Raw genomic sequence first — 26,554 nt, 5'->3', positions numbered from 1 at the left:
AGGGCAGAACCGGTTTCTATGCTGACTGCGTGGTGGTGGCCTGACCACACGAATGGATGCCGCAGACAGCGGCGAGAACAGGAGAGACGGTGACCGCAGTGACTGGTGATCGGCGCAGTGTGGTGCCGCGGCGGCGTCGTCGGTGGCGGGACATCGCTCTGTTTGCGCTGTTGGCGGGGCCGAATATCGCCCTGCTCGTGTTCTTTGTCTACCGCCCCCTGCTGCTCAGTCTGAACTATTCACTGCTGCAGTGGAACGTGGGCAGCGACGTGGCGCGCTTCGTCGGCTTGCAGAACTACACGAACTGGTTCACCGCTCCCGGAACCGGGCAGATCATGCTGAACACCCTGGTGTTCACCGTGTTCACTGTTGGCGGTGGCATGGTGCTCGGTCTGGGTCTGGCGCTGGTGCTGAACCGACGTCTGCCCGGGCACACGTTCGTGCGCACAGTGACATTTGCCCCGTATGTGCTCTCGGGCGTGGCCGTGGGGCTGCTCTGGTTGTTCATCTTCGACCCGCGCTATGGCGTGCTTTCGACCCTGCTGGGTGCGCTCGGAGTGCCCTCGCCAGACTGGTACAACCAGGCGCCTTGGGCAATGGTCATGCTGATCATCGTCTACATCTGGAAGAACGTGGGATATGTCGCGCTCATCTACCTGGCCGGCCTGCAGGCGATTCCCCACGAGGTGGTAGAGGCGGCAGCCATCGATGGTGCATCACGGTGGCAGACCACGCGACAGGTGGTCATCCCACTGCTTGGCCCAACCACCTTCTTTCTGAGCATCACCACACTGCTCAGCTCGCTGCAGTCGTTCGATCTGATTCAGGCGATGACGCGCGGAGGGCCGGTGGGCAGCACGACAACGCTCATGTACGAGATCTACCAAGAGGGCTTCGTCAGCGGTCGAGCAGGGTTCGCCTCTGCGGTGGCCACAATCCTCTTCGTCATTCTTCTGGTGATCACCATCGTGCAGCTGGTGGTTATGGAGCGAAAGGTGCGTTTCTGATGCCCAGCGATCTCACCGCCTCGACGGTGCCCACAGCGAAACCGACCGCTCGAGCTTCAGCGTCGCTGGCGCGGCCGAAGCGAACGCGGCATCTCGACCTCGGGTCTTATCTCACCATGGCTGTGGCGGCGCTCGTGATGGTCTTCCCGCTGCTGTGGATGCTGATCTCGAGCTTCAAGCAGCGCGATGAGATTTTCACCTCGCCCCTACAGTGGCTGCCCAGTTCGATTCAGCTGCACAACTATCAAGAGGTCGCCGAGACGATTCCGGTGGGCAACCTGTTTGTGAACAGTCTGATCGTCACCTGCATTGGCGCCGGGGTGAAAGTGCTGCTCGGGCTGACCACGGCCTACGCCCTGGTGTTCGTCGATTTTCCGTTCAAGCGAGTGATCTTTGTGGCCGTGCTCGCCGCACTGATGGTGCCGCAGCAGATCACCATCATTCCGAACTACACGCTCGTGGCTTCGTTGGGCTGGGTCAACACATATCAAGGCATCGTGGTGCCCGGGCTGGCCAGCGCGTTCGGCACGTTCCTGTTTTATCAGCACTTTCGCAGTCTGCCCATGTCGGTGCTGGAGTCTGCGCAGGTGGATGGCGCAGGTCACCTGCGACGCCTCTGGGGTTTCGTCGTGCCAATGTCGGCGCCGACCATCGTTGCCGTTGCACTGGTCTCGATTGTGACCGAGTGGAATGAGTACCTGTGGCCACTGCTCATCATCGATAAGCCCGACATGATGACCCTGCCTGTGGGGCTGACCCTGCTGCAGAACGTTGACGGCTCGAATAACTGGGGAGTGATCCTGGCGGCCACGGTCATCGTGGTGCTGCCAGTGATCGCCGTCTTCCTCGTCATGCAGAAACGTCTTGTGGCTGGCCTCACCGCAGGCGCAGTCAAAGGCTGATCTCGCACTCTTCTCTCTTTCATCGCAAACCAACGCAACACCCAGCAGAAATGAACGGAGTCTCATGTCCCCCAGAACCCCTCTGGCCCTGCCCTTGGCGAGCAGCGCGATCTCGCGCCGCAGCATCCTGACCTTCGCCGGTCTGGCCGCCGCCACCTTCGGTCTCAGCGCCTGCGCCGGCCCTTCGGTCGGCGGCGAGACCGTGGCACAGACTGACGAGACCGACTGGTCGGGGGTGACGCCGGCGAGCAGCATCACCTGGTGGAGCAATCACCCGGGCAAGTCGCAAGACACCGAGAACGAGCTGATTCGGCGCTTCAACGAGAAGTACCCCGATATCGCCGTTGAACTGGTCACTGCCGGCGCAAACTATGACGAGGTGGCTGCGAAATTCCAGGCGGCCTCGGGCACCGACAACATTCCTGACCTGGTGATCGCCAGCGACGTGTGGTGGTTCCGGTACTTCATCAACGGGCAGCTGCTGCCGCTCGATGGGGTGCTCTCGCATCTGGGCACCGAACTCGACGATTACAACGCCACCCTGCTGGGCGACTACCAGTACGGCGGGCAGCAGTGGGCCATCCCGTATGCTCGTTCGACGCCGCTGTTCTACTACAACAAGTCAGCGTGGAGCGAGGCCGGGCTGCCCGACCGCGGGCCCGAGACGTGGAGCGAGTTCGAGGAGTGGGCGCCGAGTCTCGGCAAAACCGCACAGAGCGGCGCCGCGCTCGCACTCGGCAAGGGCACCTCATGGGCGGCCTGGTGGTTCGAGAACATCCTGTGGGGGCAGGGCGGGCAGTACTCCAAGGAGTTCGAACTCACCCTCGACGCCACGGAGACACTCGCAGCGGGCGAATACCTGCGCGCACTCGTGCATGACAAGGGCTATGCGGCGGTGGCCACCGAGCAGGACACCGATTTTGGGGCGGGCACTTTCCCGGCCACGCTGAGCTCGACGGGTTCGCTGTCGGGAATCCTCGCCAGTGCAAACTTCGAGGTCGGCACAGCTTTTCTGCCCGACGGCCCGCAGGGGTCGGGCGTGCCGACCGGTGGCACGGGTATCGGCATTCCGGCCAAGTCGACGCCGGAGCGCCAGCTTGCCGCGGCGATGTTCTTGTCGTTCATCACTGAGCCCGACAACACGGCGCTGTTCAGTGCGGCGACCGGCTATATTCCGGTGCGCACCTCGGCTGTCGAGAGCACCACGGTGCAGCAGCTGCTGACCGAGAAGCCGCAGTTTCGCACGGCGATCGACCAGCTCGAGCAGAAGAGCCGCAGCCAAGACTGGGTGCGTGTGTTCGTGCCGCAGGGCGACAAGATCCTCACCGACGGCATCGAGCAGATCTTGATCAACAACACCTCGGCGTCGGAGGCATTCTCTTCGATCACGCCGCAGCTGCAGCAGGCGTACGACGAGAATGTGAAGCCGTACCTCAACAACTGAGAGTATGGTGGCGCGGGCCTCGCTCATGGGGCCTGCGCCACCCCCGGTTCGTGAGCGCAGAAAGAGAGAAATGATGGCAGCCATCGACTGGAACGACACGGTGATCGCCCATCGGGGCAATTCGAGCGAGGCTCCGGAGAACACGCTGGCCGCGTTCGATGCGGCGGTAGCCTCCGCTCAGGCAGCCGGCGCGGTGCCTTGGATCGAGCTCGATCTGCAGCTGAGCGCCGACGGGCATGTCGTGGTGATCCACGACGATCAGCTCGAGCGCACCACGAACGGGGCTGGAGCGGTGGCCGACCACACGCTCGCCGAGCTGCACCAGCTCGATGCGGGCAGTTGGTTCGCGGCAGAGTTCGTCGCCTCGCGCATCCCTTCGCTCGAACAGTTCGTCGAGTGGCTGACCGGCACGGCAGCCCACGTGCTCGTGGAGTACAAAGGGCACTGGCGCGCCGGCGAGGTCACGCCGACGATTGCCGCCTTCGAACGCGCCGGGGTCGGCGACCGGCTGGTGCTGCAGAGCTTTGACCCACGCACTGTGCATGCACTCGGCCAGCGTGCGGGCGACTATCCGCGCGGGCTGCTGGTCGACGAGCGGGCACACTACCCAGGTGAGCTGATGGTGGCCGAGCTGCTTGGCGTCTCAGCGGTGAACCCCGCCTGGCAGCGCGTAGTGGCCGACCCTGATTTGGTGCGGCGTGTGCATCACCTGGGGGCCAGTGTTGCGGTCTGGACGCCCGACACCCCAGAGGCCTGGCGCCAGGTGCGTGACGCCGGGGTTGATGCGATCATCACGAATCGCCCCGCGGCAGCTACTTCTTTTTGAAGAACCCGCGGATGACCTCGCGCACGATGGTGCGGAAGGTCGACGACTTCACCACGTCGCTGACCACATCGGCGACCCCATGATCTGACTTGGTGCTCTTCGAACGAGCCGAGCCGCTGGGTCGTGACTTGGTCGGGGTGCTGGGTGGGGCATCCACCGGCTGCTGGGGCGCTGGCTGAGCTGGGGCCTGCGCCGCCTGACGCTCGGCGAGGATGGCCGCCGCGCCCTTGGTCTGCGCGGGTGTGCCGTATTTGCCCTGCAGCGGTGACGCGGCGATGGTGGCATCGATGCTGGCATCGGGGGCGGGCTGCATTGAGCCCTGTGGGGCGCGCACGCGAGTCCAGGCGACCGGGGTGGGAGCGCCCTTCTCGTTGATGACCGTGACGATCGCCTCACCGGTGCCGAGGCTGGTGAGCACTTTGCCGAGGTCGTATTCGCTGGTGGGGTAGGTCGAGACGGTGGCTTTGAGCGCCTTCGCGTCTTCGGGCGTGTGGGCGCGCAGGGCATGCTGGATGCGGCTGCCGAGCTGGCCGAGCACGTCACTTGGTACGTCTTTGGGAGTCTGCGTGACGAAGAAGATGCCCACCCCCTTGGAACGGATGAGGCGCACGGTCTGGGTGATGGTTTCGACGAAACTCTTGGAGGCGCCGTTGAACAACAGGTGCGCCTCGTCGAAGAAGAAGACCAGCTTGGGCTTGTCTTGATCGCCGACCTCGGGCAGGACGCGGAACAGCTCGGTGAGCAGATACATCAAGAAGGTCGAGAACAGCGCCGGGCGGTCTTGCACCCCGGGCAGCTCGAGCAGATTGACGATGCCGTGACCGTCGGCTGCGGTGCGCAGAAAGTCGGTGACGTCGACGGCGGGCTGGCCGAAGAAGACGTCGGCGCCCTGGCCGGAGAAGTTCACAATCTCACGCAGAATCACGCCGGCGGTCTGGCTGCTGAGCCCGCCGATGGCTTTGAGCTCGGCTTTGCCGTCGCCGGTCAGCCAGGTCAGCAGCTGGCGCAGATCGTCGAGGGTGATCAGCGGCAGACTCTGCTGCTTGGCGTAGTAAAAGACGAGGCCGAGGCTCGACTCTTGCGTCTCGTTGAGGTCGAGCACTTTCGACAGGAGGGTGGGGCCGAACCCCTCGACGGTAGCGCGCAGCGGAATGCCCCGCCCCACGCCGCCGAGCGAGAAGAACTCGGTGGGGGCCGCGGTGGGCTGCCACTGCTGGCCGATGCCCTGCGTGCGGGCGGTGAGCTTGTCGTTTGCCTCGCCGGGCACAGCAATGCCCGACAGGTCGCCCTTGATGTCGGCGGCGAAGACCGGCACGCCGTTCGCGCTGATCTGCTCGGCCAGGCCCTGCAGTGTCTTGGTTTTGCCGGTGCCAGTGGCACCTGCCACGAGGCCATGTCGGTTGAGCATGCCCAGCGGAATGCGCACCTGCACGTCGGGCAGTGGGTCGCCGTTGACGAGAGCGCCGATCTGCAGGGCGCTCACGCCTTCGTCGAAGGTGTACGCGGTGCGGATGGTCTCGACGGCCTGGTCGGAGAGCGGTGCGGTGTTCTCGGGCATGCGATCAGTTTATGCGGCCTAAGACAGCGGCGGCATCGGCTGCCACGACTTGTCGCGGTAGATTCTGCGCGCACCGCGCATGCCGCGGAACAGCGCAGGCACGCCCTTGCGGAATGAGTGGTCGACGGTGACCACGCGAATGAGCTCTTTCGCCAGAGTCAGCAGCGTGCCGAAACCGAACACGAATCGGTTGTAGTCGCCGTGCAACGCGAAGTAGCGGGCCATATAGCCTCGGTTGCGCATGATGTGAAACCGCACCATGTCGCTCGTGCCGTTGAGCTTGCGTGGCCCCAGATCAAGACGCTTGAGCTCTCGGGTGCGACGCAGGATGAACGCATCCACCAAAGCCAAATCGGTGACTTTCGAGGCCAGATAGCCGTAGACGGTGTCATCCCAGTAGATGAAGAAGCGCGGGTCGGGCAGACCGATCTGGGCGACGATGTCGCGGTGGAACAAGCCGCCCTCGAAGCACACTGTGTTCATTGGCAGCCAGCCATCGGCGCCGAAGTGGTCTTTGGCGATCGGGTTCGGAATGCCCAAGTGTGCGTTGAAATCGAACTGCCAGTAGAACGGCGAGCCGTCGAAGTTGTAGCGGCGCCCCTGAATCACCTTGAACCGGTGGGTCCAGGGTTCGAGTGCATCGATGGCGTCGGGCAGCACGGCGACGTCGTCGTCCATCAGCCACAGCCATTCGTGGCCCAAGTCGTAAGCGATCTTCGCGCCCGCGCTGAAGCCACCGGCGCCACCGGTGTTCTCGGCCTGCGGCGCGTAGACGAGGCGATCTTCGCCGTCAGCACGCTTGCCCAGGCGCTCGCGGTATGACTCGACGACATCACCGGTGTCATCGCCCGAGGCGTTGTCGACGACGATGATGCGGCTGGGTGCCGTGCGCAGTTCGACCAGGCTGTCGAGCAGCTGGGCCAGCAGCTGCGATCGCTTGTAGGTGACCACGACGATCGCCACATCGAGCGGGGAAGCTTTCGGCTGGGACTGTGGCTGGTCGCTCACGAGTGCAGAAAATCCGTTCTCTGTGGGATGAAACTGGCGGTGGGCCTGGGATTCGAACCCAGGGAGAGTTGCCCCTCACTTGTTTTCAAGACAAGCTCCTTCGGCCGCTCGGACAGCCCACCTCGTTGCAGAGCAACCAGATCATCATATAAGAGCTTCGGCCGTTCGGTGTGACATCGGGCTGTTTCGGGCTGCTTTGGGGCGGTTGCAGCGCGGCGTTCTGTGCGGCCGCCCACTGCGGCGGCGCATGGATGCGCGCTATAGCACCAGCCCAATCGCTTCGGCCACGCCGTCGCCGGCCAGATCTGCCACCACATGATTGCCCAGTGCACGCACCTCGGGCAGGGCATGGCCCATCGCCGCGCCGATGCCCTGTTCGGCAGCCCAGGCGATCATCTCGCGGTCGTTGAGGCCGTCGCCGACGGCCAGCACGCGAGAGCGGGAGATGCCCAGACGACGTCGAACTTTCTCGAGTGCTGTGGCCTTGTTCACGCCGTAGGGGGCGATGTCGAGCCAGGCGGTCCAGCCCATCGAGTAGCTGACCTCGTGCAGGCCGATCGAGCGCACGATGGCGCGAAAATCTGCGGTGTCGTGATGTGGCGAGACCACTACCACACGGGTCACCGGCCGCGAGCGCAGGTCATCGACGTCGACCAGTTTGGTGGGGGCCCCAAATGTGCCCACGTTGAACGGATGGTCGAAGCGATAGCCCTGGTCGGCATCCTCGACGGCGTACATCGCCTCGGGCAGAGCGGGTGCCACCACGTCGATGACCGGTGCGGGGTCGAACATGGTCATGTCGACCACGCGATACGGGCGGTCGCCGTCGCGCATGCCGCACACGAGCGCTCCGTTCGAGACGACGGTGTAGGGCGCGGTGAGCCCGAGCTCGTGATAGACGCCCAGCACACCTGAGACCGGGCGGCCGGTGGCAATCATCACGATGTGGCCGGCCGCCTGGGCGCGGTCGATCGCACGCTGCACGGCAGGGCTCGGGCGGTTGTCGGCGTCGACGGTGGTGCCGTCGAGATCGAGGGCGATCAGCCAGCGGTCGTCGGTGATCTGGGGCAGGGGAATGCTGCCTGTATCGGGAAACGCCCCTTTGCCGGGAGCTTGCCAGGGCAGTACGTTGCCGACCATGACCACCATCCTTTCGTCGGGGTACGAGTGTGACCCGGGCACCTGACGTGCAGGTGAACGAACGGTCAGCTGGCCGGAGTGATCGCCTCGATGCCGCCGAGATATGGGCGCAGCGCTTCGGGAATGCGCACGGAGCCGTCGGCCTGCTGATGGTTCTCGAGGATGGCCACGAGCCAGCGAGTGGTGGCCAGGGTGCCGTTGAGCGTGGCGACCGGAGTGGTCTTGCCACCCTCTTCGGGTCGGTAGCGCACCCCCAGGCGGCGGGCCTGGTAGGTGGTGCAGTTCGAGGTGCTGGTCAGCTCGCGGTAGGTCTGCTGCGTGGGGATCCAAGCTTCGGTGTCGAACTTCTGCGCGGCAGACGAGCCGAGGTCGCCGGCGGCGGTGTTGATCACGCGGTAGGGCAGCTCGACCTTGGCGAGCATCTGCTCTTCCCAGGCCAGCAGGCGCTGATGTTCGGCCACCGCCTGATCGGGGGTGGTGTAGACGAACATCTCGAGCTTGTTGAACTGGTGCACGCGCAGGATGCCGCGGGTGTCTTTGCCGTGTGAGCCCGCCTCGCGTCGGTAGCACGTCGACCACCCGGCATAGCGTTTGGGGCCGGCGGCGAGGTCGATGATCTCGTCGGAGTGGTAGCCCGCCAGCGCCACTTCGCTGGTGCCGGTGAGGTACTGGTCGTCGGCCTCAAGGTAGTAAATCTCGTCGGAGTGCGAATCGAGGAATCCGGTGCCGCGCATGATGTCGGGGTTGACGATGGTGGGGGTGATCAGAGGTGTGAAGCCGGCGCCGATGGCCTGGTCGAGGGCGAGATTGAGCAGGGCGAGCTCGAGGCGGGCGCCCCAGCCGGTCAGGTAGTAGAAGCGGGCACCGCTGACCTTGGCGCCGCGCTCGAGGTCGAACAGCTGCAAGCTCTCGCCGAGGGCCACGTGATCTTTGGGCGCGAAGTCGAACGCGGGGTGTTCACCGACTTCGCGCAGCACGGTGAAGTCATCTTCGCCGCCTTCGGGCACGCCATCGAGCACCAGATTCTGGATGCCCCGCACCGCTACGTCGAAGGCCTGCGCCGCGTCGTTGGCTTGGGCCTCGGCTCGCTTGACGTCTTCAGCGAGCCCCTGCACCTGGGCGACCAGCGCAGCCTTCTCGTCTTTGGGAGCCTGTGCCACCTTCTTGCCGAAGGCCTTCTGCTCGGCGCGCAGCGTCTCGAAGCGGGTGAGGGCTGCGCGACGGGCCTCGTCGGCCTCAAGGGCGCGGTCAACCGCCGACACGTCGCCCTGCCGGGCGCGCTGGCTGTCACGGAAGGCATCGGGGGTGGAGCGGAGCAGTTCGACATCGATCACCCTCCCAGCCTAGACGCATCCTCCCCGGTAGAGTGGGCGACATGGCAGACCCCGAGACCCCCGACAGCACGCAGGTCGCCACCGGTGACCGCGCGCGGCCGCATGCCGCGGTCGTGTACAACCCCAAGAAGCTCGAGCGCAGTCGACTGAATTCGCTGGTCGACGGTGAGGCAGAGCGGCGCGGGTGGGGCACTACAGAGTGGCTTGAGACCGACCCCGACGACTCGGGCGCTCAGGCTGCCCGCACCGCCGTGGAGCATGGTGCTGCAGTCGTGTTGGTGGCCGGGGGCGACGGCACAGTGCGAGTTGTCGCCGAAGAGCTCGCCTCGACCGGCGTGCCGGTCGCACTCGTTCCGGCCGGCACCGGCAACGTGCTGGCACGCAATCTCGAGCTGAATCTCTCTGACCTCTCGGTTGCCGTGAAGACGGCGTTCGGCGGGGAGAACCGGCCGGTCGACGTGGGGATGGCCGACATCACTCGCCCTGACGGCACGCTCGAGACCAAAGCCTTCGTGGTGATGGCCGGGCTCGGACTCGACGCCGAGATCATGGTCGCGACGAACTCGCGGTTCAAGCGTCTGTTCGGGTGGGTGGCTTATGTCAGTGGGGCGTTTCGTGCGGTCAACCGCTCGACCCGCTTTCACGCGAGCATCACGACCGACCGCCGCCGCAGCATCCGTACGCGCTCTGACACCGTGCTCATCTGCAACTGCGGTGCTCTGCCCGGCGGATTGCTGCTGGTGCCCGATGCTGCGATCGATGACGGCGAGCTCGACGTGCTGACCATCTCGCCCAAGCGGCTGCGCGACTGGTTCGGCATCTGGCGACGCATCGTGGTGGAGCATCCGCTCTCGCGCTCGCGGGCCGGGCAACGGCTGATTCAGCTCGGCGGCACGCGCCGTCTGACCACGCTGTCGCATTCGATCGGTCGCACGGTGAGTGTGCGCATCGACGGGGTGCGCCCCTGCGAGCTCGATGGCGACGTGTTCGGCGAGGCGGTGGCCATCGACGCGCGGGTGAGCCCCGGGGCGCTGCTGGTGCGGGTGCCGCAGCGGTAGTGCTGCATGTGACTCGGCCTGCGAGTGGGCGAGTGGGGCTGGTGGTGCGCCCGCTGACGCGCGCGGAGTGGCGCGCGGAGTGTTTGTGCGTCGTTTGCGGCCTCATCTCGCTGCAATGGCTGCGTGAACGACGCACCGACTTGCCTGAGGCAGGCATAGAGCGTCAGCCGCGCCATCCGCGGCGTATCAGCGCTGCCCTCACCCGGGCCACACCCTCTTGCGGGCGCTTCAGCACGTGTTCTGCGGTGAGGGTCACTTCGACCCAGCCCGCCTGTGCCAACCGCTCACGTCGATCGATGTCGCTGACCACCTGCGCACGATCGGTGAAATGCCCGGCACCGTGATACTCGAAGTACACCCGCCAGCGAGGCCAGGCGCCGTCGACGCAGGCCAGCCACGTATCGGCAGCAAAGATATCGATGTTGAGCTGCGGTTCGGGCAGCCCGGCCTCGCCCAGGTGCAGCCGCAGCAGTGATTCGGGGCGCGACCACGAGTCGGTGCGCAGCAGGGGCAGCGCTGCTTGCAGGCGGGTGCGACCGTGGCCCCGGAACGCCTCGAGAGCCGCGGCCAGCTCGGCGGTCGTCGCCAGCGGAGGGAGTGTCGGGCGATGGGCGATGGGCCAGGGCAGCCGGTCGATGCGCACCACCGCATCGCCAACCGCAACGAGATCGTGCAGACCGAGCCATCTGCCGAGCGCCAGCCAGGTGGAGATGGGGTGTGCGACGGGAGCATCCACTGGGAGTGCGCGGCCAGCGAACCGGTGCAGCACTGTCTGTGGTGCGGTGAGCGGCGCGGAGTGCAGCCAGACTCCGCGGACATGTCGTCTGGGGCGGCCCGGCGGCATGGTCACATGGATGCGGTGGTCGGGCAGGGTGGGCAGCGGCAGCCCCCAGAGCAGCGCCGCGGTGCTGTGGCTGAAGTGTTCGCCCGGTTGCATGCGCAGGCTGAACGCCTGCGCTCGCGCGGTGAGTAACGCGTGCTGTTGTGCTGCGCTGAGCGCAGTGGGCGGGGAGTCGCACAGGCGCAGAGCTGCGGCGGCCTGGCCTCGGGCACGAACGTTGCGGAAGGGTGCGACCAGATCACGCCCGCGCAGTCTGCCGGCAGGCACCCCGGCGGCGAGGGCCTGATCGACGGTGAAGATCTCGCCGAGTGACGGTGGAAGCAGGGCAGCAGGACGCATGCGCCCACTCTGTCAGCGCGATGCGGAGGGCACGAGGTTTTCCACAGACGTGCAACTGCCTGTGGAAAACCTCAGCGGCGGGGGTGCTGCCGCGTGCTCGCGGGGAGGCAAGGGCGTGCGGAGAGTGTTTGTGCGTCGTTTGCGCTCTTATTTCGCTGCAATGGCTGCGTGAACGGCGCACAAACGTGCATGGCCCACGGTATGGATGCGCGAACGGCGCGCAGAAGACTCGCTCATTCGAGCAGCTCGTCGAACCAGCGCTCGGCGGTGGCGAAGGCGGCATTGTCGTGCACTGTGGTGACCGTTGGTCGCTCATGATTGGCCCGGGGGAACGACCCCAAGAACACCACATTGGGGCTGAACCGCCGCACGCCCTTGAGAGCCTCGGCGACCCGAGCATCCAGCACATGCCCTTCGAGGTCGATGGTGAACCGGTACCGACCGAGCTCGTCGCCGATGGGGCGCGACTCGATGCGGCTCATGTTGATGCCGCGGGTGCTGAACTGCTCGAGCAGCCGCAGCAGCGCACCGGCCTCGTCGACCGGCAGCTCAGCCACCAGTGAGGTTTTGTCGGCACCGGTAGGTTCGGGCACGCCATGATCGGGGCCGATCAGCACGAAGCGGGTGACAGCGTTGTGGTTGTCGCCGATGTCGTCGACGAGCACCTCGAGATCGTAGTGATCGAGCACCCGCAGGCCCGCGATGGCAGCGTCGACGCGGTCATCGTTCACGGCAGCAGCCGCGGCGGCGGCGTTGGAGGGCGCGGGAATGAAGGCATGGTCGGGAAGGTGCTCGGCGATCCAGTTGCGGCATTGGGGGTATGACACTGGATGCGTCGTGATGGTGCGCACCTGCTCGATGCGTGTGCCGGGCCGAGCGAGCAGAGCGAAATGGATCGGCACCAGATACTCGCCCCAGATGCGCACGCCCGGGGTTGTCGCCAGCGCGTCTTGGGTTGCGCTCACGCCGCCCTCGATCGAGTTCTCGATCGGGATCACCGCCCGCACGCTGGTGCCGTCGACCACGTCGTCGATGGCCTGCGCCACGGTAGCCACTGGCCGCCAGAGCGCCCCGACAGCCTCGGGCACCTGGCGCAGGGCATCTTCGGTGAAGGTGCCGGCCGGGCCGAGATAGCTGTACGTACCGGTGCCGACCGTGGGCGTGCTGTGGATCATGCTCTTCAGGGTATCCGAAGCTGAACGGTGCAGGCGCTCGCGGTAGACTCCTGCTGTGCCCCGACCTGCCCCTCGCCCGCTTCGTGCGCTGGCCGCCGCGCTGATTGCGGGCAGCGTGACATTGAGCGCCTGCGCCACCCCCACCGTCAACCAGATCGACGACGGCACGCTGCAGGTGCAGGTGGCGGCAGGCCTCGAGATTCCGCAGCAGGTGCTCGACGACTTTGCCGCGCAGACCGGCATCACCGTCACCGTCGATAACGCACGCAGCGACGTCGAGCTGGCTGCCGCGATCACCGGGGGCGCGCCAGATCTCGTGCTGGGGGTCAGCGACGCCAACGCCTCACGCCTCGATCGCTCTGACGGGCTGGTCTCATACATATCGCCCGCGGCCGGCGACGGCGCGGCAGACTTCGCGCTGTCGACGAGCGATCGCCTCACTGCGGTGTCTTATGACTATGTGTGCGCAGTGGCTGACGACGACGCGCTCGCCGCAGAGGGTGCCGATCTGCCCGCCGATCTGGCCACTGCGCTCGCCTCTGGCCAGCATGTGGTGGTGCCAGACCCCACCACGAGCAGCGCTGGGATGGCCGTGCTCACCGCCGCAGCTGAGGCTTCTGACACTGCTGTGGCCGCGCTGCACAGCGCGACGCTGGTTGCCACAGAGGCCGAGGTGCTGCGCAGCTCGTCGTTGGCCGGCGGCTCGGCGCCGATCGTGTTCGCCTCGGCCACTGCCGCCATTAATACATTTCCAGATCGGAATATCTCGGTGGTCGACGGCAGCTGTGTGCGGCGCGTGCGCTACGCCGGCATCGCCGCCGAGTCGCCGCATGTGAATCAGGCTCGCAAGTTCATCGACTGGCTGCTTGGGGCATCCGTGCAGGCCGATCTCGCCGACTCGTGGCAGTCGGTCGCTGTGCAGCGTGACGTTGCGGTGCCCGACGCCTACCGTGCATTCGTCGATCCCTTTGATCAGCGCCTGTCAGCCGGGCTCACCCTCGGCGATCTGCAGCCGCAGCAGGCGGCACTGCTGGCACAGTGGCAGTCGGGCAGCTGAACGTCAGCCGCGCTGTACGTGTTCGCCCAGCCGGCGTTCGATGACGCTTACGGCATCGGGGTTTTCGTCGATCAGCACGAACCGTCGGTCAAGCTCGGCGCAGACCGCGCCGGTGGTGCCCGAGCCGGCGAAGAAGTCGAGCACAAGGTCACCCGGTCGGCTGGAGGCGGTCACAATGCGGCGCAGGATGCCCGCGGGCTTCTGCGTCGGATACCCGGTGCGTTCGCTGCCGCTGGTGGGCACGATGGTGTGCCACCACACGTCGGTGGGGAGTTTGCCGCGAGCAGCCTTCTCGGCGGTGACCAGCCCCGGCGCCATGTACGGCTCGCGATCGACCGCGGTGGAGTCGAAGTGATAGTGCTCGGGGTCTTTCACATAGACCAGGATTGTGTCGTGCTTGGCCGGCCAGCGGCGGCGTGACTTGCCGCCGAAGTCGTACGCCCAGATGATCTCGTTGAGAAAGCACTCGCGACCGAACAGTTCGTCGAGGGCGACCTTGGCGTAGTGAGCTTCGCGGTAGTCGAGATGCACGTAGAGCGTGCCGGTGGCGTCGAGCAGACGCCGGGCCTCGGCCAGCCGAGGGCCGAGGAACGCCCAGTAGTCGTCGAACCGGTCGGTGTAGGCGCGTCGTTCGCCGAGGGTCGTGGTGTAGCTGCGCCCCTGAAAGCCCACGCGGACGCCCTCGGCGGTGTCGTCGGCGCGCTGCACGGTGCGCCGATGCAGGGTTTGGGTGCGACCCGTATTGAAGGGCGGATCGATGTAGATCAGTTGAAATGACTCATCGGCGAAGCTGCGCAGCAGTGGCAGATTGTCGGTTTCGAACACCAACCCGTGCCCGGCGGCCAAGTCGGCGAATCGCCCCTGAGCGCTCATCGATTGTCGTCGAGCCAGGCCAGCAGGTCGGCGAAGAACCGATCGGCATCGCGTTCGTTGAAAATCTCGTGTCGCATGCCCGGGTAGATGGTGACGCTGACGTTCTGCAGCCCCACCTCGCGGTAGGCGCGCGCGAGTCGCTCGACCGACTTGGGCGAAGCCACCGGGTCGGCCACACCATTGGCGATGAACAACGGCAAATCTGAGCGGATGCTCGGGCTGGGTCGTGTCATGAGGTGTAGGGCATCCCAGAAGCCGTGGCTGGCCAGCACCGTGCAGTCTGAGGTCAGCGGGTCGGCCGCGAAGCGTTCGGCCACCTCGGAAACACTGCTCAGCCACTCGAAGCCGGTGGCCTCGGGGGTCTGCCAGGCGCGGTTGAACCGACTTGAGTGCACCCAGCCCGGCTGGCAGTAGCCGGTGCCGGTGAGGATCGCGGCGTCATATGCGCGAGAGCGCAGGTTGAGCAGGTGCTGGGCGATGAACGAACCCCAGCTGTGCCCGAAGAGGATGGGGCGTTGCCCGTCACCGAGCTTCGTGGCCAAGCCAGTGACGGTGTAGACGTCGCGAATTGCCGCCTGGAGCCCCCCCGGGCCGAGCCGGCCGATCAGACTCAGATCGTCGAGCGCGCGCGCGCCGGTGGCACCATGGCCCCGGTGGTCATCGGCGATCACGTGATACCCAGCGGCCGTCAGGCGCTGCGCAGTGTCTCGGTAGCGACCCATGTGGTCACCGATGCCATGCACCAGCTGAATGACGCCGCGTGGTTGAGCAGCGTCTGTGCGCCAGGTGGAGGTGAAGACCTCGACGCCCCACGGGTCGACGAACGATTCGACGCTCGCACCCGACTCGCGCAGTGCGGTGAGGTGCGCTTCGATGGCTTCGTCGACAGTGGGCATGCTCACCACTGTACCCGGCGGGCTGTGCGTGTGGCGTGAATTGCGTCAGTCGCACACGGGCATGCCCTGTGCGGCGCGTCGACCGCTAGGCTTGGCGGCATGCAGAAGGTGTTGCTCTTCTATCTGTTCACCCCCGTCGAAGACCCAGAGGCCATTCGGCTCTGGCAGCGAACCCTGTGCGAGCTGCTCGAGCTCAAGGGGCGCATCATCATCGCCGAGCACGGCATCAACGGCACGCTGTGCGGTGACATCGAAGATTGCCGCCGTTATGTGCGCCGGTTTCGTGAGTATGCCCCGTTCCGTGACACGGAGTTTAAGTGGTCATCGACCGAACACCAGGTCTTTCCGCGGTTGAGCGTGAAGGTGCGCCCCGAAATCGTCACATTCGGGGTGCCAGACGAGGTCGTGGTCGACGAGTCGGGCGTGGTCGGCGGTGGTCGCCACCTCAGCCCAGACGAAGTCAACGAACTGGTCGCCACGCGCGACGACGTCGTGTTCTTTGACGGGCGCAACGCCTTCGAGGCCGAAGTTGGGCGTTTTCGCAACGCCGTGGTGCCGGCCACGAGCCACACCCGTGACTTCATCGCAGAACTCGACAGCGGTGCCTACGACGAGATCAAAGATCGCCCGGTGGTGACCTACTGCACTGGCGGCGTGCGCTGCGAGGTGCTCAGCGCGCTGATGCTCTCCCGCGGGTTCAGCGAGGTCTACCAGATCGACGGCGGCATCGTGCGCTACGGAGAGCGCTTTGGCGACGACGGGCTCTGGCAGGGCTCGCTCTATGTGTTCGACGATCGTAAGACGGTGACGTTCTCTGACCACGCGGCGGTCATCGGGCGGTGTGCGCTCACCGGCGAGCCGGCCACCGAGTACTACGACACCGATCGCATGCCCGCCGAACTGCTCGCCGAACTCGGGCTCGAAGACGCCGAGCCCACGCAGATTCTGCTGGCCGCCACTGTGGCTGAGCGCTTCGGGCTGCGCACCCCGGCGAACGCCTGAGGAGACCCACTATGCTCGACTGGTTGCTCGACATCAACATCGTCAGCGGATGGTTCGTTGATACGGTGCGCGTGCTGGTGTTTGCTGGCCTTGCCTGGCTGGCGGTGGCATTGTGGCGACGCTCTCGACGCCGACTGCTGGTCGCTGTCATCGTGGGCGTCGTGTGCTTCGGGCTCGGTCTGCTGCTGACCTGGCTGGTCTCAGATGTGTGGGTGAGCTTCGGCGTAACCCTGGGTTGGACGGTGATTCGTCGTACCGCGCTGGGGCTCGGGATGCTCGGTGCGGCAGTGGTCGGCATCGTCGCGCTCGTCGGTTGGCGGCGCGCGGTCTCGTGCCTGCTCGCCGTGCTGGTGCTGGTGTTCACCGGCACCCAGATCGACGGCGCATACAACCAGTACCCCAAGGTACGCAGCCTGTTCGGCATGCCCTACTACGCGGCACTCAGCAGCTCACTCGAGCGCACCGCGACGCTCGACATCGATCAGTGGCGTGAGACACAGTCGTCGTCAGCACCGAGCACAGGGCGAACGTATTCGGTGGACATCCCGGCGACCACCTCGGGATTCGCCGCCCGGCATGCCAACGTTTGGCTGCCTCCTGCCGCACTGACCGATGAGGCAGCCGCGCTGCCAGTCATCATCGTGCTCTCTGGGCAGCCCGGCTCTACCGATGATCTGTTCGTGGCCGGTGGGCTCGACACCGTGCTCGACCAGTACGCGGCCGCACACGATGGGGTGGCCCCGATCGTGGTGGCGCCCGACCAGCTGGGCGCACCGCTGAACAACCCGATCTGCGTTGACTCCACGCAGTACGGCAACGTCGAGACATATCTCACCGTCGACGTGCCCAACTGGATTCGCGCTCATCTGCCGGTGGCTTCTGGTGTCGACCAGTGGGCGCTCGCGGGATTCTCGCAAGGCGCCACCTGCACCATGCAGATCGGCCCGGCCTATCCGCAGCTGTTCGGCAGCATGTTTGCGATCTCGAGTGAGATTGAGCCCAATAACGGCACCGAGCAGCAGATGATCGACCAGTATTTCGCCGGATCGCGCGATGCCTTCGTCTCGCACACTCCCTTGGGCGCCATCGCGCAGCATGCGCCATCGAGTCAGCATGTGCTGTTCGCTGCAGGCAGCGGTGACTCTCAGGCACAGAGCAACATTACGCAGCTGCGTGCTGCAGCCGATGCTGCTGGCATGACCACTCGCGGAGTGCTCTCTGAGGGCACCAGCCACGACTTCTGGACGGTGCGCAACGTGCTGCCCGCTGGCATCGATCAGCTCGGCGTCTGGTTCGGCCTGACCGATCAGGCACAGTCGTTGTCGACCTGGTCGTCGGTGAGCGAAATCGAGGGCCCATGAGTCGGCTTGTCGGTTGGATGCGCACGCGGCCTCTGACCTTGGCCACCGTCGCGCTGGTGCTCGCCGCGAACATCGTGGTGCGACTGTGGGATGTGGCTGCCGGCACCGACCTGCTCACCACGCTGGCGCACACTGGTGTCGACCGAGTTCGCTCGGGTGATGTGGTCAGTATCTTGGTGTCGTTCCTGTTCGACGCCGACTGGGCACTGCTCGTGGTGCATCTGCTGCTGCTCGTGATTGTGCTCGGGCTGGCCGAGCCCAGGATGGGCTGGGCCCGCACTGCAGTGGCCGCCGTGCTCAGCGGTGTGGGCGGCGTGGCCATCGGCATGGCGATTGCGGTCTTCGGGGCCAGCCGGGCTGAGCTGTGGGCGACTGCGGTGGCCGACGAAATCTCGGTGAGCATGGCGGTACCCCTATTGGGCGTGCTGATGGCCTCGGCCAGCTTCATGGGTGTGCTCTGGCGCAGGCGCGTGCACGTGGTCGGTTATGCCGTGGTCATCACGTTGCTGCTGTTCATCGCAGACCCCGTCGATCTCTACGCGCTGTTCGCCATCGCCATCGGGCATGCGCTCGGACGTTTCTGGAGCAGAGACATCACCCATCGCGATCTGCGGCGCAGCTCGCATCATGAGGCGAGGGTGCTGCTGGCGCTCACCGTGGCGCTGATGGCCGTTGGCCCGCTGCTGACAGTGTTCTCGTCGTTGCGCCTCGGGCCGCTCGCGCCGTTGGGGCTGCTGCTCAGCGATGAGGGCACCGTCGACTCAGACCGCCTGGCGGAGTGTCTGGGCGGAGCGATCTCGTCGCAGTGTCTGCACGAGTTCACGCTGCAGCGCGTCAGCACACCGGGTGGTATCGCGGTGTCGCTGTTGCCCACCCTGATTATGCTCGTTGCGGCATATGGCATTCTCAAGGGTCGCCGCGTTGCCGCGTGGGTGGCAATCGGTATGAATACGGCGATCTCGCTGTTGTCACTGTGGTATTTCGTCATCGGGCCGTTCGGGCTGCAGGGGCTTGATCTCACCCATCGTGTGCACCTGCAGGGAGAGTTGGGCATCGCTCTGGTGGCCTCTGGGCTTGCCCCGCTGGGTGTCGTCGCGGTGCTGGTCGCGGGGCTGCGGCACCTGCAGCTGCCGGCGCATCCGCAGCGCGTTCGCCGGGGTCTCATCACGGTGCTTGGCACTGGCCTGGGCTTGGCCGTGGTGTATGTTGTCGTGGGCCTGAGCCTGCCCGACGGATTCACCACGGCACCAACGCTGGGGCAGTTGATTGCCGATCTGCCGGAGCGGTTCATCCCGGTGGGTTTTCTGCGCCTCACGTCACCCGGGTTTCTGCCGACAAGCCTGCTCACCGCCTTCGTCTATGAGTGGATTGGCCCTCTCTTCGGGCTGGTCGCTCTCGGGGTGCTCGTGCACCTGTTGCAGGTGGTGCTGCCGCGCGATGAGCGATCGGCCCGGCACGAGGTCGATCAGCTGCTTCGGGCTGGCGGGCAGTCGCTGTCGTTCATGGCCACGTGGCCCGGCAGCCTCTACTGGTTCTCATCGACTGGTCGAGTGGGCATTGCCTATCGAGTGTCGCACGGCATCGCCCTGACGCTGGCCGATCCATTCGGCGACCCAGACGAGGCCGACGCGGCGGTGTTCGAGTTTGTGCGCTTCTGCGACGACCGTGCCCTGACCCCGGTATTTTACAGCGTGCATCAGCCGTGTCGCGACCTGTTGGCGGCCAGAGAGTGGCAGTCATTCTCGGTGGGGCTCGAATCGGTCATCGACCCAAGGGCCTGGCAGACGAAGGGCAAGCGCTGGCAGGATGTGCGCACGGCGATCAATCGCGCCCGTCGCGATGGGGTGCACGATACGCTGACCACATTCGCCGATGCGTCGCTGGCGGTGCAGTTGCAGATCGCCGCCCTGAGCGAGCAGTGGGTGAGCGAGAAGGCGCTGCCGGAGATGGGCTTCACTCTCGGCGGTGTCGAGCAACTGCATGATCGTCGTGTGCGCCTGCTCATTGCGCAAGATGAGCACGGTCAGCTGCAGGCGGTGACCAGTTGGCTGCCCTTCTGGCGTGATGGCAAGGTGGTCGGTTGGACGCTCGATTTCATGCGCCGCCGCCCAGACTCGGCCAACGGAGTGATGGAGTTTCTCATCGCACGTATGGCCGAGCGACTGCAAGAAGAGGGTGAAGCGGAGTTCATGAGCCTGTCGGCCGCGCCGCTCGCGGGGCTCGAGACGACTCCAGCCACGGCGATCTCGGGCCTGCTCGGCTACATCAGCCACACCCTTGAGCCTGTCTACGGATTCCGCTCGTTGTTCTTGTTCAAGCGCAAGTTCCAGCCGCGTGAAGAACCGATCTATATCGTGTACCCCGATGCGGCGGCGCTGTCGAATATCGGTTTGGCCGTGGCACATGCCTACCTGCCCGACCTGCGCCCCCGTGACTTGGCACGCCTGCTACGTCACGAGGAGACGTCGCCAGAGCGGGGCTGACCATATACGAGGGATGCGCTCTGGCGCGTTGTCGGCTAGTGTGACGAGACACCCGGGTCGGTGCCTCGCTTTCCCCGAGGCGCTCCGGGCCAACGAGAGGACACCCCATGAGCTTTCTCGCATTCCTTCTGCTCGGGCTGATCGCGGGAGCCATCGCCAAGGCCATCCTGCCCGGAGAGCAGGGCGGCGGCTGGATCGCCACTCTGATTTTGGGCGTGATCGGCGCGATGGTTGGCGGCTGGATCGGCGGACTGCTGTTCGGTGCGTCGGTTGACAGTTTCTTCAGCCTCGGGTCGTGGGCGCTTGCGATCGGCGGTTCGATCATCGTGCTGCTGATCTATGGTGCGCTGACCGGCAAGAAGCGCTGACGAACAGCACGTCGTCACCCGAAGACACAAGAGAGGCGCAGCCCGCACGATGCGGACTGCGCCTCTCTTGTCTGTTCAGTTGATCAGAACGAGCCGTTGATGTCGGTGACGACAACGACCTTCTCGTTCACGAACTCCTTGATGCCCAGGTCGACGAGCTCGTGGCCGTAGCCCGAGTTCTTCACGCCGCCGAACGGAATGTCGGCCTTCACACCGGTGGGCTGGTTGATGTACACCATGCCGGTGTCGAGTCGACGGGCGACCGCCTGAGCACGGTGGATGTCCTGGCTGAAGACCGAGCCACCCAGGCCGAACGGCGAGTCGTTGGCGATGCGCACGGCATCGTCTTCGTCTTTGGCGCGGTACAGCTGGGTCACCGGGCCGAAGAACTCGGTGTGGAACGCCTCGCTGTCTTCGCTGATCTCGGTGAGGATCGTCGGCTGGTAGAACGAGCCCTGCTCGGGCACGGCAGCGCCGAGCGTCTCGGCCTTGGCACCCTCGGCAACGGCCTTCTCGACCTGTGCCTTGAGGTCGTCAGCAGCCTGCTGCGACGACAGCGGTGCCAGCGTGGTCTTGGCGTCGGTGGGGTCACCGGCGACGAGCTTGGCCACGCCCTCGCGGTAGCGTGCCGCGAACTTGTCGAACACGGCGTCAACCACGATCAGACGCTTCGACGACACGCAGACCTGGCCGCCGTTCCAGTGGCGACCAAAGACGGCCCAGTCGGCTGCCTTCTCGACGTCGGCATCTTCGAGCACGATGAAGGCGTCGGCGCCGCCGAGCTCCAGGGTGCTCTTCTTGAGGTGCTTGGCCGCCAGACCGGCGATGATTGATCCGGCCTTCTCGCTGCCGGTGAGGGCAACGCCGCGCACGCGGGGATCGGCGATGACGCGCTCGGTCTGATCGTGGGGCAGGAACAGGTTGGTCAGCAGGCCTTCAGGGGCGCCGGCCTTGCGGAACAGATCGACCATTGCCAGGGCTGACTGAGGCACGTTCGAGGCGTGCTTCAGTACGATCACGTTACCGGCGGTCACCTGCGGGGCAGTGATGCGGATCACCTGGTAGTAGGGGAAGTTCCACGGCTCAACCGCGAACAGCACACCCAGCGGATCGCTGACCAGCTGCACATCGGTGTCGCCGAAGCCGGCGGCGGGCAGGAAGCGCGGCTTCAGAGCCTCAGCGCCGAACTTCACGTAGTAGTCGAGCATCTGTGCGCTCAGCTCGACCTCGAGCTCGGCCTCGCCGATCAGCTTGCCCATCTCGAGGGTGAGGATCTGTGCGTACTCGCTCTTGTTCTCGCGCAGGATGCTCGCGGCCTTCGCGAGAATCTCGGCGCGCTGCTCGAAGCTGGTCTCACGCCACTCGAGGAAGGTCTTGTGCGCCTGGTCAAGAGCGGCGTCGACCTCTTCGGGGGTGGCGTTCGGGAAGGTCTTGACGACCTCACCGGTGAACGGATTCGTGGTTGCGTATGCCATGGAACTGGCCTTCTTTCTGCGATTCATTGCATCGAGGATGACGAACTCATATGAGCGTCTTCGCTCGGACTGACCGCCTGAACAGTGCGGTCGTGCGGATGTGCACTTCGCCTACATCGTAGCGATCTGCGCTGGGTGCGGGAAGAGCATTTGCTGGCAGAGGCCTGTGCCTGCGCCAGCGGCGAACTCACTTGACGAGCGCGAAACCGGCATCCCAGCCGATCTTCTCGCCGGCGCCGAGGGTCAGCTGCACGAAGCCGATGGCCTCGAGCTCGCGAGCGCGCTTCAGGCTGCCGGCATCTACCGCGTTCAGACCGCCGGCGGTCACGAACTCGCCGAGTGCTGCCTTGGCGGCCTCGTCATCACCGGCAATGAGCACGGTGGTGGTCTGGTCGGAGGAGCCGACCTTGCCGGTGGCCAGCGTGGCGGCGAAGTTGGTGTTGAACGCCTTGAGCACCTTGGCGGCGGGCAGCTGAGCCTGCAGCTCGGCGGCAGCCGACGCGTCGGCCGGTACAACGAGCGAGTCGAAGGTGTTGAAGTCGAGCGGGTTGGTGACGTCGACGACGGTTTTGCCGGCGAGCTGCGCACCGAGGTGACCGGCGATCTCGGCCAGTGCCGGGTAGGGCACGGCGAGCACAACGATGTCGCCCTCAATGGTGGCGTCGGCCTCGTGGCCGACGAACTGCACGGTGTTGCCGCCGCGCTGTGCGATGGCCTCGACTGCCTTGCCGATGTTGCCCTGACCGATGACGGTGATGGTGCTCATTGTGTGGTGCTCCTTTGAAAAGATGTGTGCCGGCCGTCGCCGACATCCTCACTGTAGGAGCGCAAACTTGTTGCGTCAACTAAAACTGGTAATCGATCACCCCGGGCGTGTCGCTTGGGGGTACGCCGTTCAGTCGCGCGCAATCACGAGGGTGGTCAGCGGCAGTCGCTCACGTGGCGCGATCTCGCGGGCAGCGAGGCGTTCGTCGAGCTGAGCGGGGTTGCCGACAGTGCCGATCACCGTGACAGTGATCGCGTGCACGCCCTCTGGCAGTGCGAACTCGGCATCGATGCCAGGCCCGTCGATGCCCGAGATCTGGTGGCTGGCGAAACCATCAACGTGCAGCTGCAGGGCCAGGCTCTGCACGGCGAGGCCGAGATCGTAGAGGGCGGTCGGCTGCGAGGTGCCATCGACCTCGGTGACCGCAGCGTTGACGATCAGCGCGCTCGCGTGAGCTGCCCACGCCTGATTGAACGGGATGAGGTGCGCAAGGATGCGCTCGAAGGTCGCCCCGCCGCACCGACCCACGATGAACCGCCATGGCTGTGTGTTCGAGGTCGAGGGTGCGAGCCGCGCTGCCTCTAGGCCAGCGTCGAGCTGGCTGTCGGAGATCGAGGCCTGTGCATCGAAGGCGCGCGGACTCCAGCGTTCGCTGATGAAGTCGGCAACTGGAACGCTTGTGGCGATTGCGCGGTCGGCGGCGTGATGTGCGGTGGTGGTCTCGGTCATGATGCTCCTTGTGTGTTGGGCGTAGCAGTTGAGGGTTCTTGGGCGACGGAGACCCAGCCTTGGGCATGGCTCAGCGTCTCGAGATCGGTCAGCGACAGACCAATGGCCGAGTTTGCGCTGCCCGTTGCTGGCCAGACCACGTCGAAGCGGCGCAGCGACTCGTCGAGCCAGACTTGGGCCCCGGCCGGGTTGGCGAACGGGCAGACGCCGCCGATGCGGTGGCCGGTCAGCGGCTCGACGTCGTCGGGCGCCAGCATGTGCGGTTTGAAGCCGAACCGTCGTTTGAAGCGGCCGCTCGACACCTTGGCATCGCCAGCCAGCACCAGCAGGATGGCCCTGCCGTGCTCGGGCGCGTCAGGCGCCTCGTCGTAGACCGAGATCGTCTTGGCGATGCGAGCCGGCTCGGTGCCGATGGCCTCAGCAGCCTCAGCCACAGTGGCACTGGACTGCGAAAACTCGACGATCGCGGCAGCATGACCGGAGGGGGCGAGAGCGGCGCGCACGGCATCCAGCGACATGAAACTCCTAGGAACTCTGACGGGGAACACCGTCATTCTAGATGGCGGTGACGACGCGTCCACTTATACTCATCCGTATGACATCACACCCTGCCACCGCGCGCTCGCGTCTGCAGACGGCAGGTCTCATTGTTGCTGTGGTGATTGCGGTGATCGTGTGGGCGGTCTCGCAGCTGGGCCAGTCGGAGACGAGTGATCCTGCTGCGCTGGCTCCGAGTGCCTCGGCCACCGACAGCGCCGTTGCCGAGGGTGGTGTTGGCGCCTCTGGCTCGATCGACCTCATGAGCCAGCTGCAGCACACCGAGCACTTTCGCTCGAGTGCCCTGACGCATATCTTCTCTGGCGAGATCAACAGTCGAGGCAAGGCCGTGGGCTACCACTCGCAGACCTACACCGACACCGCCGGCGCCGTGGTCGAGGGCACCCTGACCACCGCTGACGCTCAGGGCATCTACACCGGGCAGGTCACTGTTGACGGAGTGGCGAAAGCTGGTAATGGCGGCTACTCCACCTTTTTCCCGACCGACATGACCGCGCAAGAGGTGGTCGACGCCATCAATGAGGCCTACGACGACCGTCAGGCCCAGGGCAGCGCGTACGTCGGGCAGGGTGGTGGGCTTACCATTCAGATCGTGCTCGACGATACTGATCAGATCATCACGGCGTACCCGCTGCAGCAATGACCAGCTTCGACCACGACTTTGACACCCTGCAGATGCGCGACGGCACGCAGGTGCCCTTGGTGCGCTTTGTCGACCCCGGCGCGCATCTGGTCGGGCGATTGCTGATGAATGACGTGCAGGGCAGTGATGTCAGACCACTGCTGCAGGCTGTTGAACAGGTGCGCTCTGGTCGTCTGCCCAGTGCCGAGCTCGCTGGCAACACGACCAGGCTGCACATCGAAGCCGAGCGTTCGAGCATCCATGATGACCTGGGCGACGACGAGACCGTCTCGCTGCCGACTGTGACACTGACGCGCCTGCTGCGCGACTGGGGTGTGCATGCCGCGAAGGTGCGTGCGCACAACCGAGGGGAAGACCCGCGATGACTCGTCGAGGTGCACGCATCGTTGCGGGAGATCCGCGTTTGGTTGAGCGTCGCGGGCTCGCGCTGCTCATCGGAGTGTGGATGCTCACCGTGTTCGCGGCGCTTGGCGCATGGGGTGCTTGGGGCCCGCTGCCGGTGCAGCAGGTGCATATCGACACCTCGTCGACAGTGGCGACGGTGTCTTCAGAGGCCACGGCTGATGCCCCTGCAGTGCAGCTGGCCTGGCCCAGCACAGGTTCGACCGCGTTCACTCTGCGCAACGACGGGGCGGCAGACGCCTCGCGGCAGATCAACGTGCAGCAGAGCAACGGCGACCAATCGGCGCAGCGCATCGCCAGCATCACGAAGGTGATCACCGTGCTGCGGGTGCTCGAACGGTACCCGTTGCAAGGCGACGAGCAGGGGCCCGAGATCACGCTCACCGAGGCCGACGAGCAGCTGCGGGCACAGTACGAGTCAGAGGGCGGCGCCACGCAGCCGGTGCCAGTGGGCCAATCGCTGACCGAGCGCGAGATTATCGAGCTGGTGCTGGTGCCCTCGAGCAACAACTACGCGACCACGCTGGCGCGTTGGGCGTTTGGTGACGATGCCACGTTTTTGGCCGAGTCTGCCGCCTGGCTCGACGCCAACGGTCTGTCGGGTGCCGTGCAGGTCGACCCGAACGGGCTGGGCGACGGCAACGTGGCTACACCTGAGCAGATCGTTCATCTTGCCGACCTGGCGCTCGACAACGAGGTGGTGCGTGAAGTGGTCTCGATGACCAGCGCCACCATCGAGGGGGTGGGCACGGTCGAGAGCCACAACTCTCTGCTGGGCGTCGATGGGGTTGATGGGGTGAAGACTGGCACGCTCTCGGGCACAGCGAACCTGGCCTGGTCGGCACATTTCGAGATCGACGGCACGTCTTTCGAGCTGATCGGTGCCACCCTTGGCGCCACCGAGGGCCACACCGTGATGCAGCCAGAAGTCGGGGCGCTGATCGAGTCGATTCAGCGCGCAATCACCGTGCAGGTCTTTGCCACGGCTGGGCAGAAGGTCGGCACGCTCAGCACCGACTGGTCGAGCGAGAGCGACCTGGTTGCGGCAGGCGGCGTTCGTGCGCTCACGTGGGGTGCTGAGCCGCTCACCCTCGAGGTGCAGGGCGCGGCGGTGCCCGCACAGGCTCAAGCAGGCACACAAGCCGGCACATTGGTGTTGAAGCGCGGCGACCAGACGCTGCAGCAGACGGCGCTGCTGCTCGCCTCGGCCATCCCCGACCCAGGATTCAGCTGGCGAATGAGCCATTTGGGCGAACTCGTGGAGCCCACACTGGCGGCGGTCACCGGGTCGACCAGACAGGCCGCCTGA

The 26,554-nt window shown here is 65.6% G+C and carries 25 protein-coding genes and 1 tRNA gene; 13 read left to right on the top strand and 13 right to left on the bottom strand.

Annotated elements, in window-relative coordinates:
- Positions 1–89: 89 nt before the first annotated feature.
- The 4 genes from G557_RS0107810 (at position 90) to G557_RS0107795 (ending at position 4,179) form a co-directional block, all read left to right on the top strand.
- Positions 90–1,007, top strand: coding sequence for a carbohydrate ABC transporter permease (locus tag G557_RS0107810; protein ID WP_425414039.1), 918 nt, complete (start codon positions 90–92; stop codon positions 1,005–1,007).
- Positions 1,007–1,909, top strand: coding sequence for a carbohydrate ABC transporter permease (locus G557_RS0107805; RefSeq protein WP_036961914.1), 903 nt, complete (start codon positions 1,007–1,009; stop codon positions 1,907–1,909). The genes G557_RS0107810 and G557_RS0107805 overlap by 1 nt, the downstream gene beginning before the upstream one ends.
- A gap of 64 nt (positions 1,910–1,973) precedes the next feature.
- Positions 1,974–3,353 (top strand): ABC transporter substrate-binding protein, encoded by a 1,380-nt coding sequence (locus G557_RS0107800; protein ID WP_036961909.1) that lies wholly within the window; start codon positions 1,974–1,976, stop codon positions 3,351–3,353.
- Between the two features lie 70 nt (positions 3,354–3,423).
- A complete protein-coding gene (locus G557_RS0107795; protein WP_028245603.1) occupies positions 3,424–4,179 on the top strand; it encodes a glycerophosphodiester phosphodiesterase in 756 nt (251 codons plus the stop codon).
- On the opposite strand, the gene G557_RS0107790 is transcribed toward G557_RS0107795, so the two are convergent.
- The 5 genes from G557_RS0107790 to serS form a co-directional block, all read right to left on the bottom strand.
- The gene (locus G557_RS0107790) at positions 4,166–5,737 is read right to left on the bottom strand and encodes a helicase HerA-like domain-containing protein (RefSeq protein WP_028245602.1); all 1,572 of its coding nucleotides are present in this window, start codon (positions 5,735–5,737) and stop codon (positions 4,166–4,168) included. The two genes, G557_RS0107795 and G557_RS0107790, sit on opposite strands and share 14 nt — an antisense overlap.
- A gap of 18 nt (positions 5,738–5,755) precedes the next feature.
- On the bottom strand, positions 5,756–6,745 hold the full coding sequence (locus G557_RS0107785; protein ID WP_028245601.1) for a glycosyltransferase: 990 nt from the start codon (positions 6,743–6,745) through the stop codon (positions 5,756–5,758).
- Between the two features lie 34 nt (positions 6,746–6,779).
- Positions 6,780–6,867, bottom strand: a tRNA-Ser gene (locus G557_RS0107780).
- A 136-nt stretch (positions 6,868–7,003) separates the two neighbouring features.
- Positions 7,004–7,885, bottom strand: coding sequence for an HAD hydrolase family protein (locus G557_RS12415; protein ID WP_051224866.1), 882 nt, complete (start codon positions 7,883–7,885; stop codon positions 7,004–7,006).
- Between the two features lie 65 nt (positions 7,886–7,950).
- Positions 7,951–9,219, bottom strand: a complete 1,269-nt coding sequence (serS, locus tag G557_RS0107770; RefSeq protein ID WP_028245600.1) for a serine--tRNA ligase — start codon at positions 9,217–9,219, stop codon at positions 7,951–7,953.
- Positions 9,220–9,260: 41 nt separating this feature from the next.
- On the opposite strand from serS, the gene G557_RS0107765 reads away from it, so the two are divergent.
- Entirely contained in the window at positions 9,261–10,277 is a 1,017-nt protein-coding gene (locus G557_RS0107765) for a diacylglycerol/lipid kinase family protein (RefSeq protein ID WP_028245599.1), read from the top strand.
- A 163-nt stretch (positions 10,278–10,440) separates the two neighbouring features.
- Here G557_RS0107765 and G557_RS0107760 read toward each other — a convergent pair whose 3' ends face one another.
- On the bottom strand, positions 10,441–11,457 hold the full coding sequence (locus G557_RS0107760; protein WP_028245598.1) for a hypothetical protein: 1,017 nt from the start codon (positions 11,455–11,457) through the stop codon (positions 10,441–10,443).
- A 233-nt stretch (positions 11,458–11,690) separates the two neighbouring features.
- Entirely contained in the window at positions 11,691–12,632 is a 942-nt protein-coding gene (gene pheA / locus G557_RS0107755; RefSeq protein WP_051224864.1) for a prephenate dehydratase, read from the bottom strand.
- A gap of 55 nt (positions 12,633–12,687) precedes the next feature.
- Between pheA and G557_RS0107750 the strand changes: the two genes are divergently transcribed.
- Positions 12,688–13,689 (top strand): extracellular solute-binding protein, encoded by a 1,002-nt coding sequence (locus G557_RS0107750; RefSeq protein WP_028245596.1) that lies wholly within the window; start codon positions 12,688–12,690, stop codon positions 13,687–13,689.
- A gap of 3 nt (positions 13,690–13,692) precedes the next feature.
- Here G557_RS0107750 and G557_RS0107745 read toward each other — a convergent pair whose 3' ends face one another.
- Together G557_RS0107745 and G557_RS12410 are read right to left on the bottom strand one after the other, a co-directional pair.
- Positions 13,693–14,562 (bottom strand): DNA-methyltransferase, encoded by an 870-nt coding sequence (locus tag G557_RS0107745; protein WP_051224862.1) that lies wholly within the window; start codon positions 14,560–14,562, stop codon positions 13,693–13,695.
- Complete coding sequence (locus G557_RS12410; protein WP_051224859.1) at positions 14,559–15,458, bottom strand: alpha/beta hydrolase; 900 nt, start codon at positions 15,456–15,458, stop codon at positions 14,559–14,561. Before G557_RS12410 ends, G557_RS0107745 begins: the two co-directional genes overlap by 4 nt.
- A 99-nt stretch (positions 15,459–15,557) precedes the next feature.
- Here G557_RS12410 and trhO point away from each other — a divergent pair, with 99 nt between their 5' ends.
- The 4 genes from trhO to G557_RS0107720 all read left to right on the top strand — a co-directional run bounded on the left by trhO (position 15,558) and on the right by G557_RS0107720 (position 20,672).
- Positions 15,558–16,460 carry an oxygen-dependent tRNA uridine(34) hydroxylase TrhO gene (trhO, locus tag G557_RS12405; RefSeq protein WP_051224858.1) on the top strand — a complete coding sequence of 301 codons (903 nt, stop codon included), beginning with the start codon at positions 15,558–15,560 and terminating at the stop codon, positions 16,458–16,460.
- A gap of 11 nt (positions 16,461–16,471) precedes the next feature.
- On the top strand, positions 16,472–17,821 hold the full coding sequence (locus G557_RS0107730; protein WP_028245594.1) for an alpha/beta hydrolase: 1,350 nt from the start codon (positions 16,472–16,474) through the stop codon (positions 17,819–17,821).
- Positions 17,818–20,304: a bifunctional lysylphosphatidylglycerol flippase/synthetase MprF gene (locus G557_RS12400; RefSeq protein ID WP_084627074.1), complete on the top strand. Its 2,487-nt coding sequence runs from the start codon at positions 17,818–17,820 to the stop codon at positions 20,302–20,304. The genes G557_RS0107730 and G557_RS12400 overlap by 4 nt, the downstream gene beginning before the upstream one ends.
- Before the next feature lie 107 nt (positions 20,305–20,411).
- Positions 20,412–20,672 (top strand): GlsB/YeaQ/YmgE family stress response membrane protein, encoded by a 261-nt coding sequence (locus G557_RS0107720; protein WP_028245593.1) that lies wholly within the window; start codon positions 20,412–20,414, stop codon positions 20,670–20,672.
- A gap of 83 nt (positions 20,673–20,755) precedes the next feature.
- Here the strand turns inward: G557_RS0107720 and G557_RS0107715 are convergent, their stop codons facing one another.
- The 4 genes from G557_RS0107715 to G557_RS12395 all read right to left on the bottom strand — a co-directional run bounded on the left by G557_RS0107715 (position 20,756) and on the right by G557_RS12395 (position 24,160).
- Positions 20,756–22,147, bottom strand: a complete 1,392-nt coding sequence (locus G557_RS0107715; RefSeq protein WP_028245592.1) for an NAD-dependent succinate-semialdehyde dehydrogenase — start codon at positions 22,145–22,147, stop codon at positions 20,756–20,758.
- A gap of 187 nt (positions 22,148–22,334) precedes the next feature.
- Positions 22,335–22,913, bottom strand: coding sequence for an NADPH-dependent F420 reductase (locus G557_RS0107710; RefSeq protein ID WP_028245591.1), 579 nt, complete (start codon positions 22,911–22,913; stop codon positions 22,335–22,337).
- 129 nt (positions 22,914–23,042) lie between these two features.
- On the bottom strand, positions 23,043–23,642 hold the full coding sequence (locus tag G557_RS0107705) for a nitroreductase family protein (protein WP_028245590.1): 600 nt from the start codon (positions 23,640–23,642) through the stop codon (positions 23,043–23,045).
- Complete coding sequence (locus G557_RS12395) at positions 23,639–24,160, bottom strand: YbaK/EbsC family protein (RefSeq protein ID WP_051224854.1); 522 nt, start codon at positions 24,158–24,160, stop codon at positions 23,639–23,641. Before G557_RS12395 ends, G557_RS0107705 begins: the two co-directional genes overlap by 4 nt.
- A 77-nt stretch (positions 24,161–24,237) precedes the next feature.
- On the opposite strand from G557_RS12395, the gene G557_RS12390 reads away from it, so the two are divergent.
- Genes G557_RS12390 through G557_RS0107685 form a run of 3 tightly spaced genes read left to right on the top strand, consistent with a single transcriptional unit; the run spans position 24,238 to position 26,554 of the window.
- Entirely contained in the window at positions 24,238–24,843 is a 606-nt protein-coding gene (locus G557_RS12390) for an EndoU domain-containing protein (protein ID WP_028245589.1), read from the top strand.
- Complete coding sequence (locus tag G557_RS0107690) at positions 24,840–25,208, top strand: hypothetical protein (protein ID WP_028245588.1); 369 nt, start codon at positions 24,840–24,842, stop codon at positions 25,206–25,208. Before G557_RS12390 ends, G557_RS0107690 begins: the two co-directional genes overlap by 4 nt.
- Positions 25,205–26,554, top strand: coding sequence for a D-alanyl-D-alanine carboxypeptidase family protein (locus G557_RS0107685; RefSeq protein WP_028245587.1), 1,350 nt, complete (start codon positions 25,205–25,207; stop codon positions 26,552–26,554). Before G557_RS0107690 ends, G557_RS0107685 begins: the two co-directional genes overlap by 4 nt.

Origin of the sequence: Pseudoclavibacter soli DSM 23366 (assembly GCF_000423505.1) — a bacterium.
GTDB lineage: Bacteria > Actinomycetota > Actinomycetes > Actinomycetales > Microbacteriaceae > Pseudoclavibacter_A > Pseudoclavibacter_A soli.
This window is presented reverse-complemented; position numbering and strand designations above follow the sequence as displayed.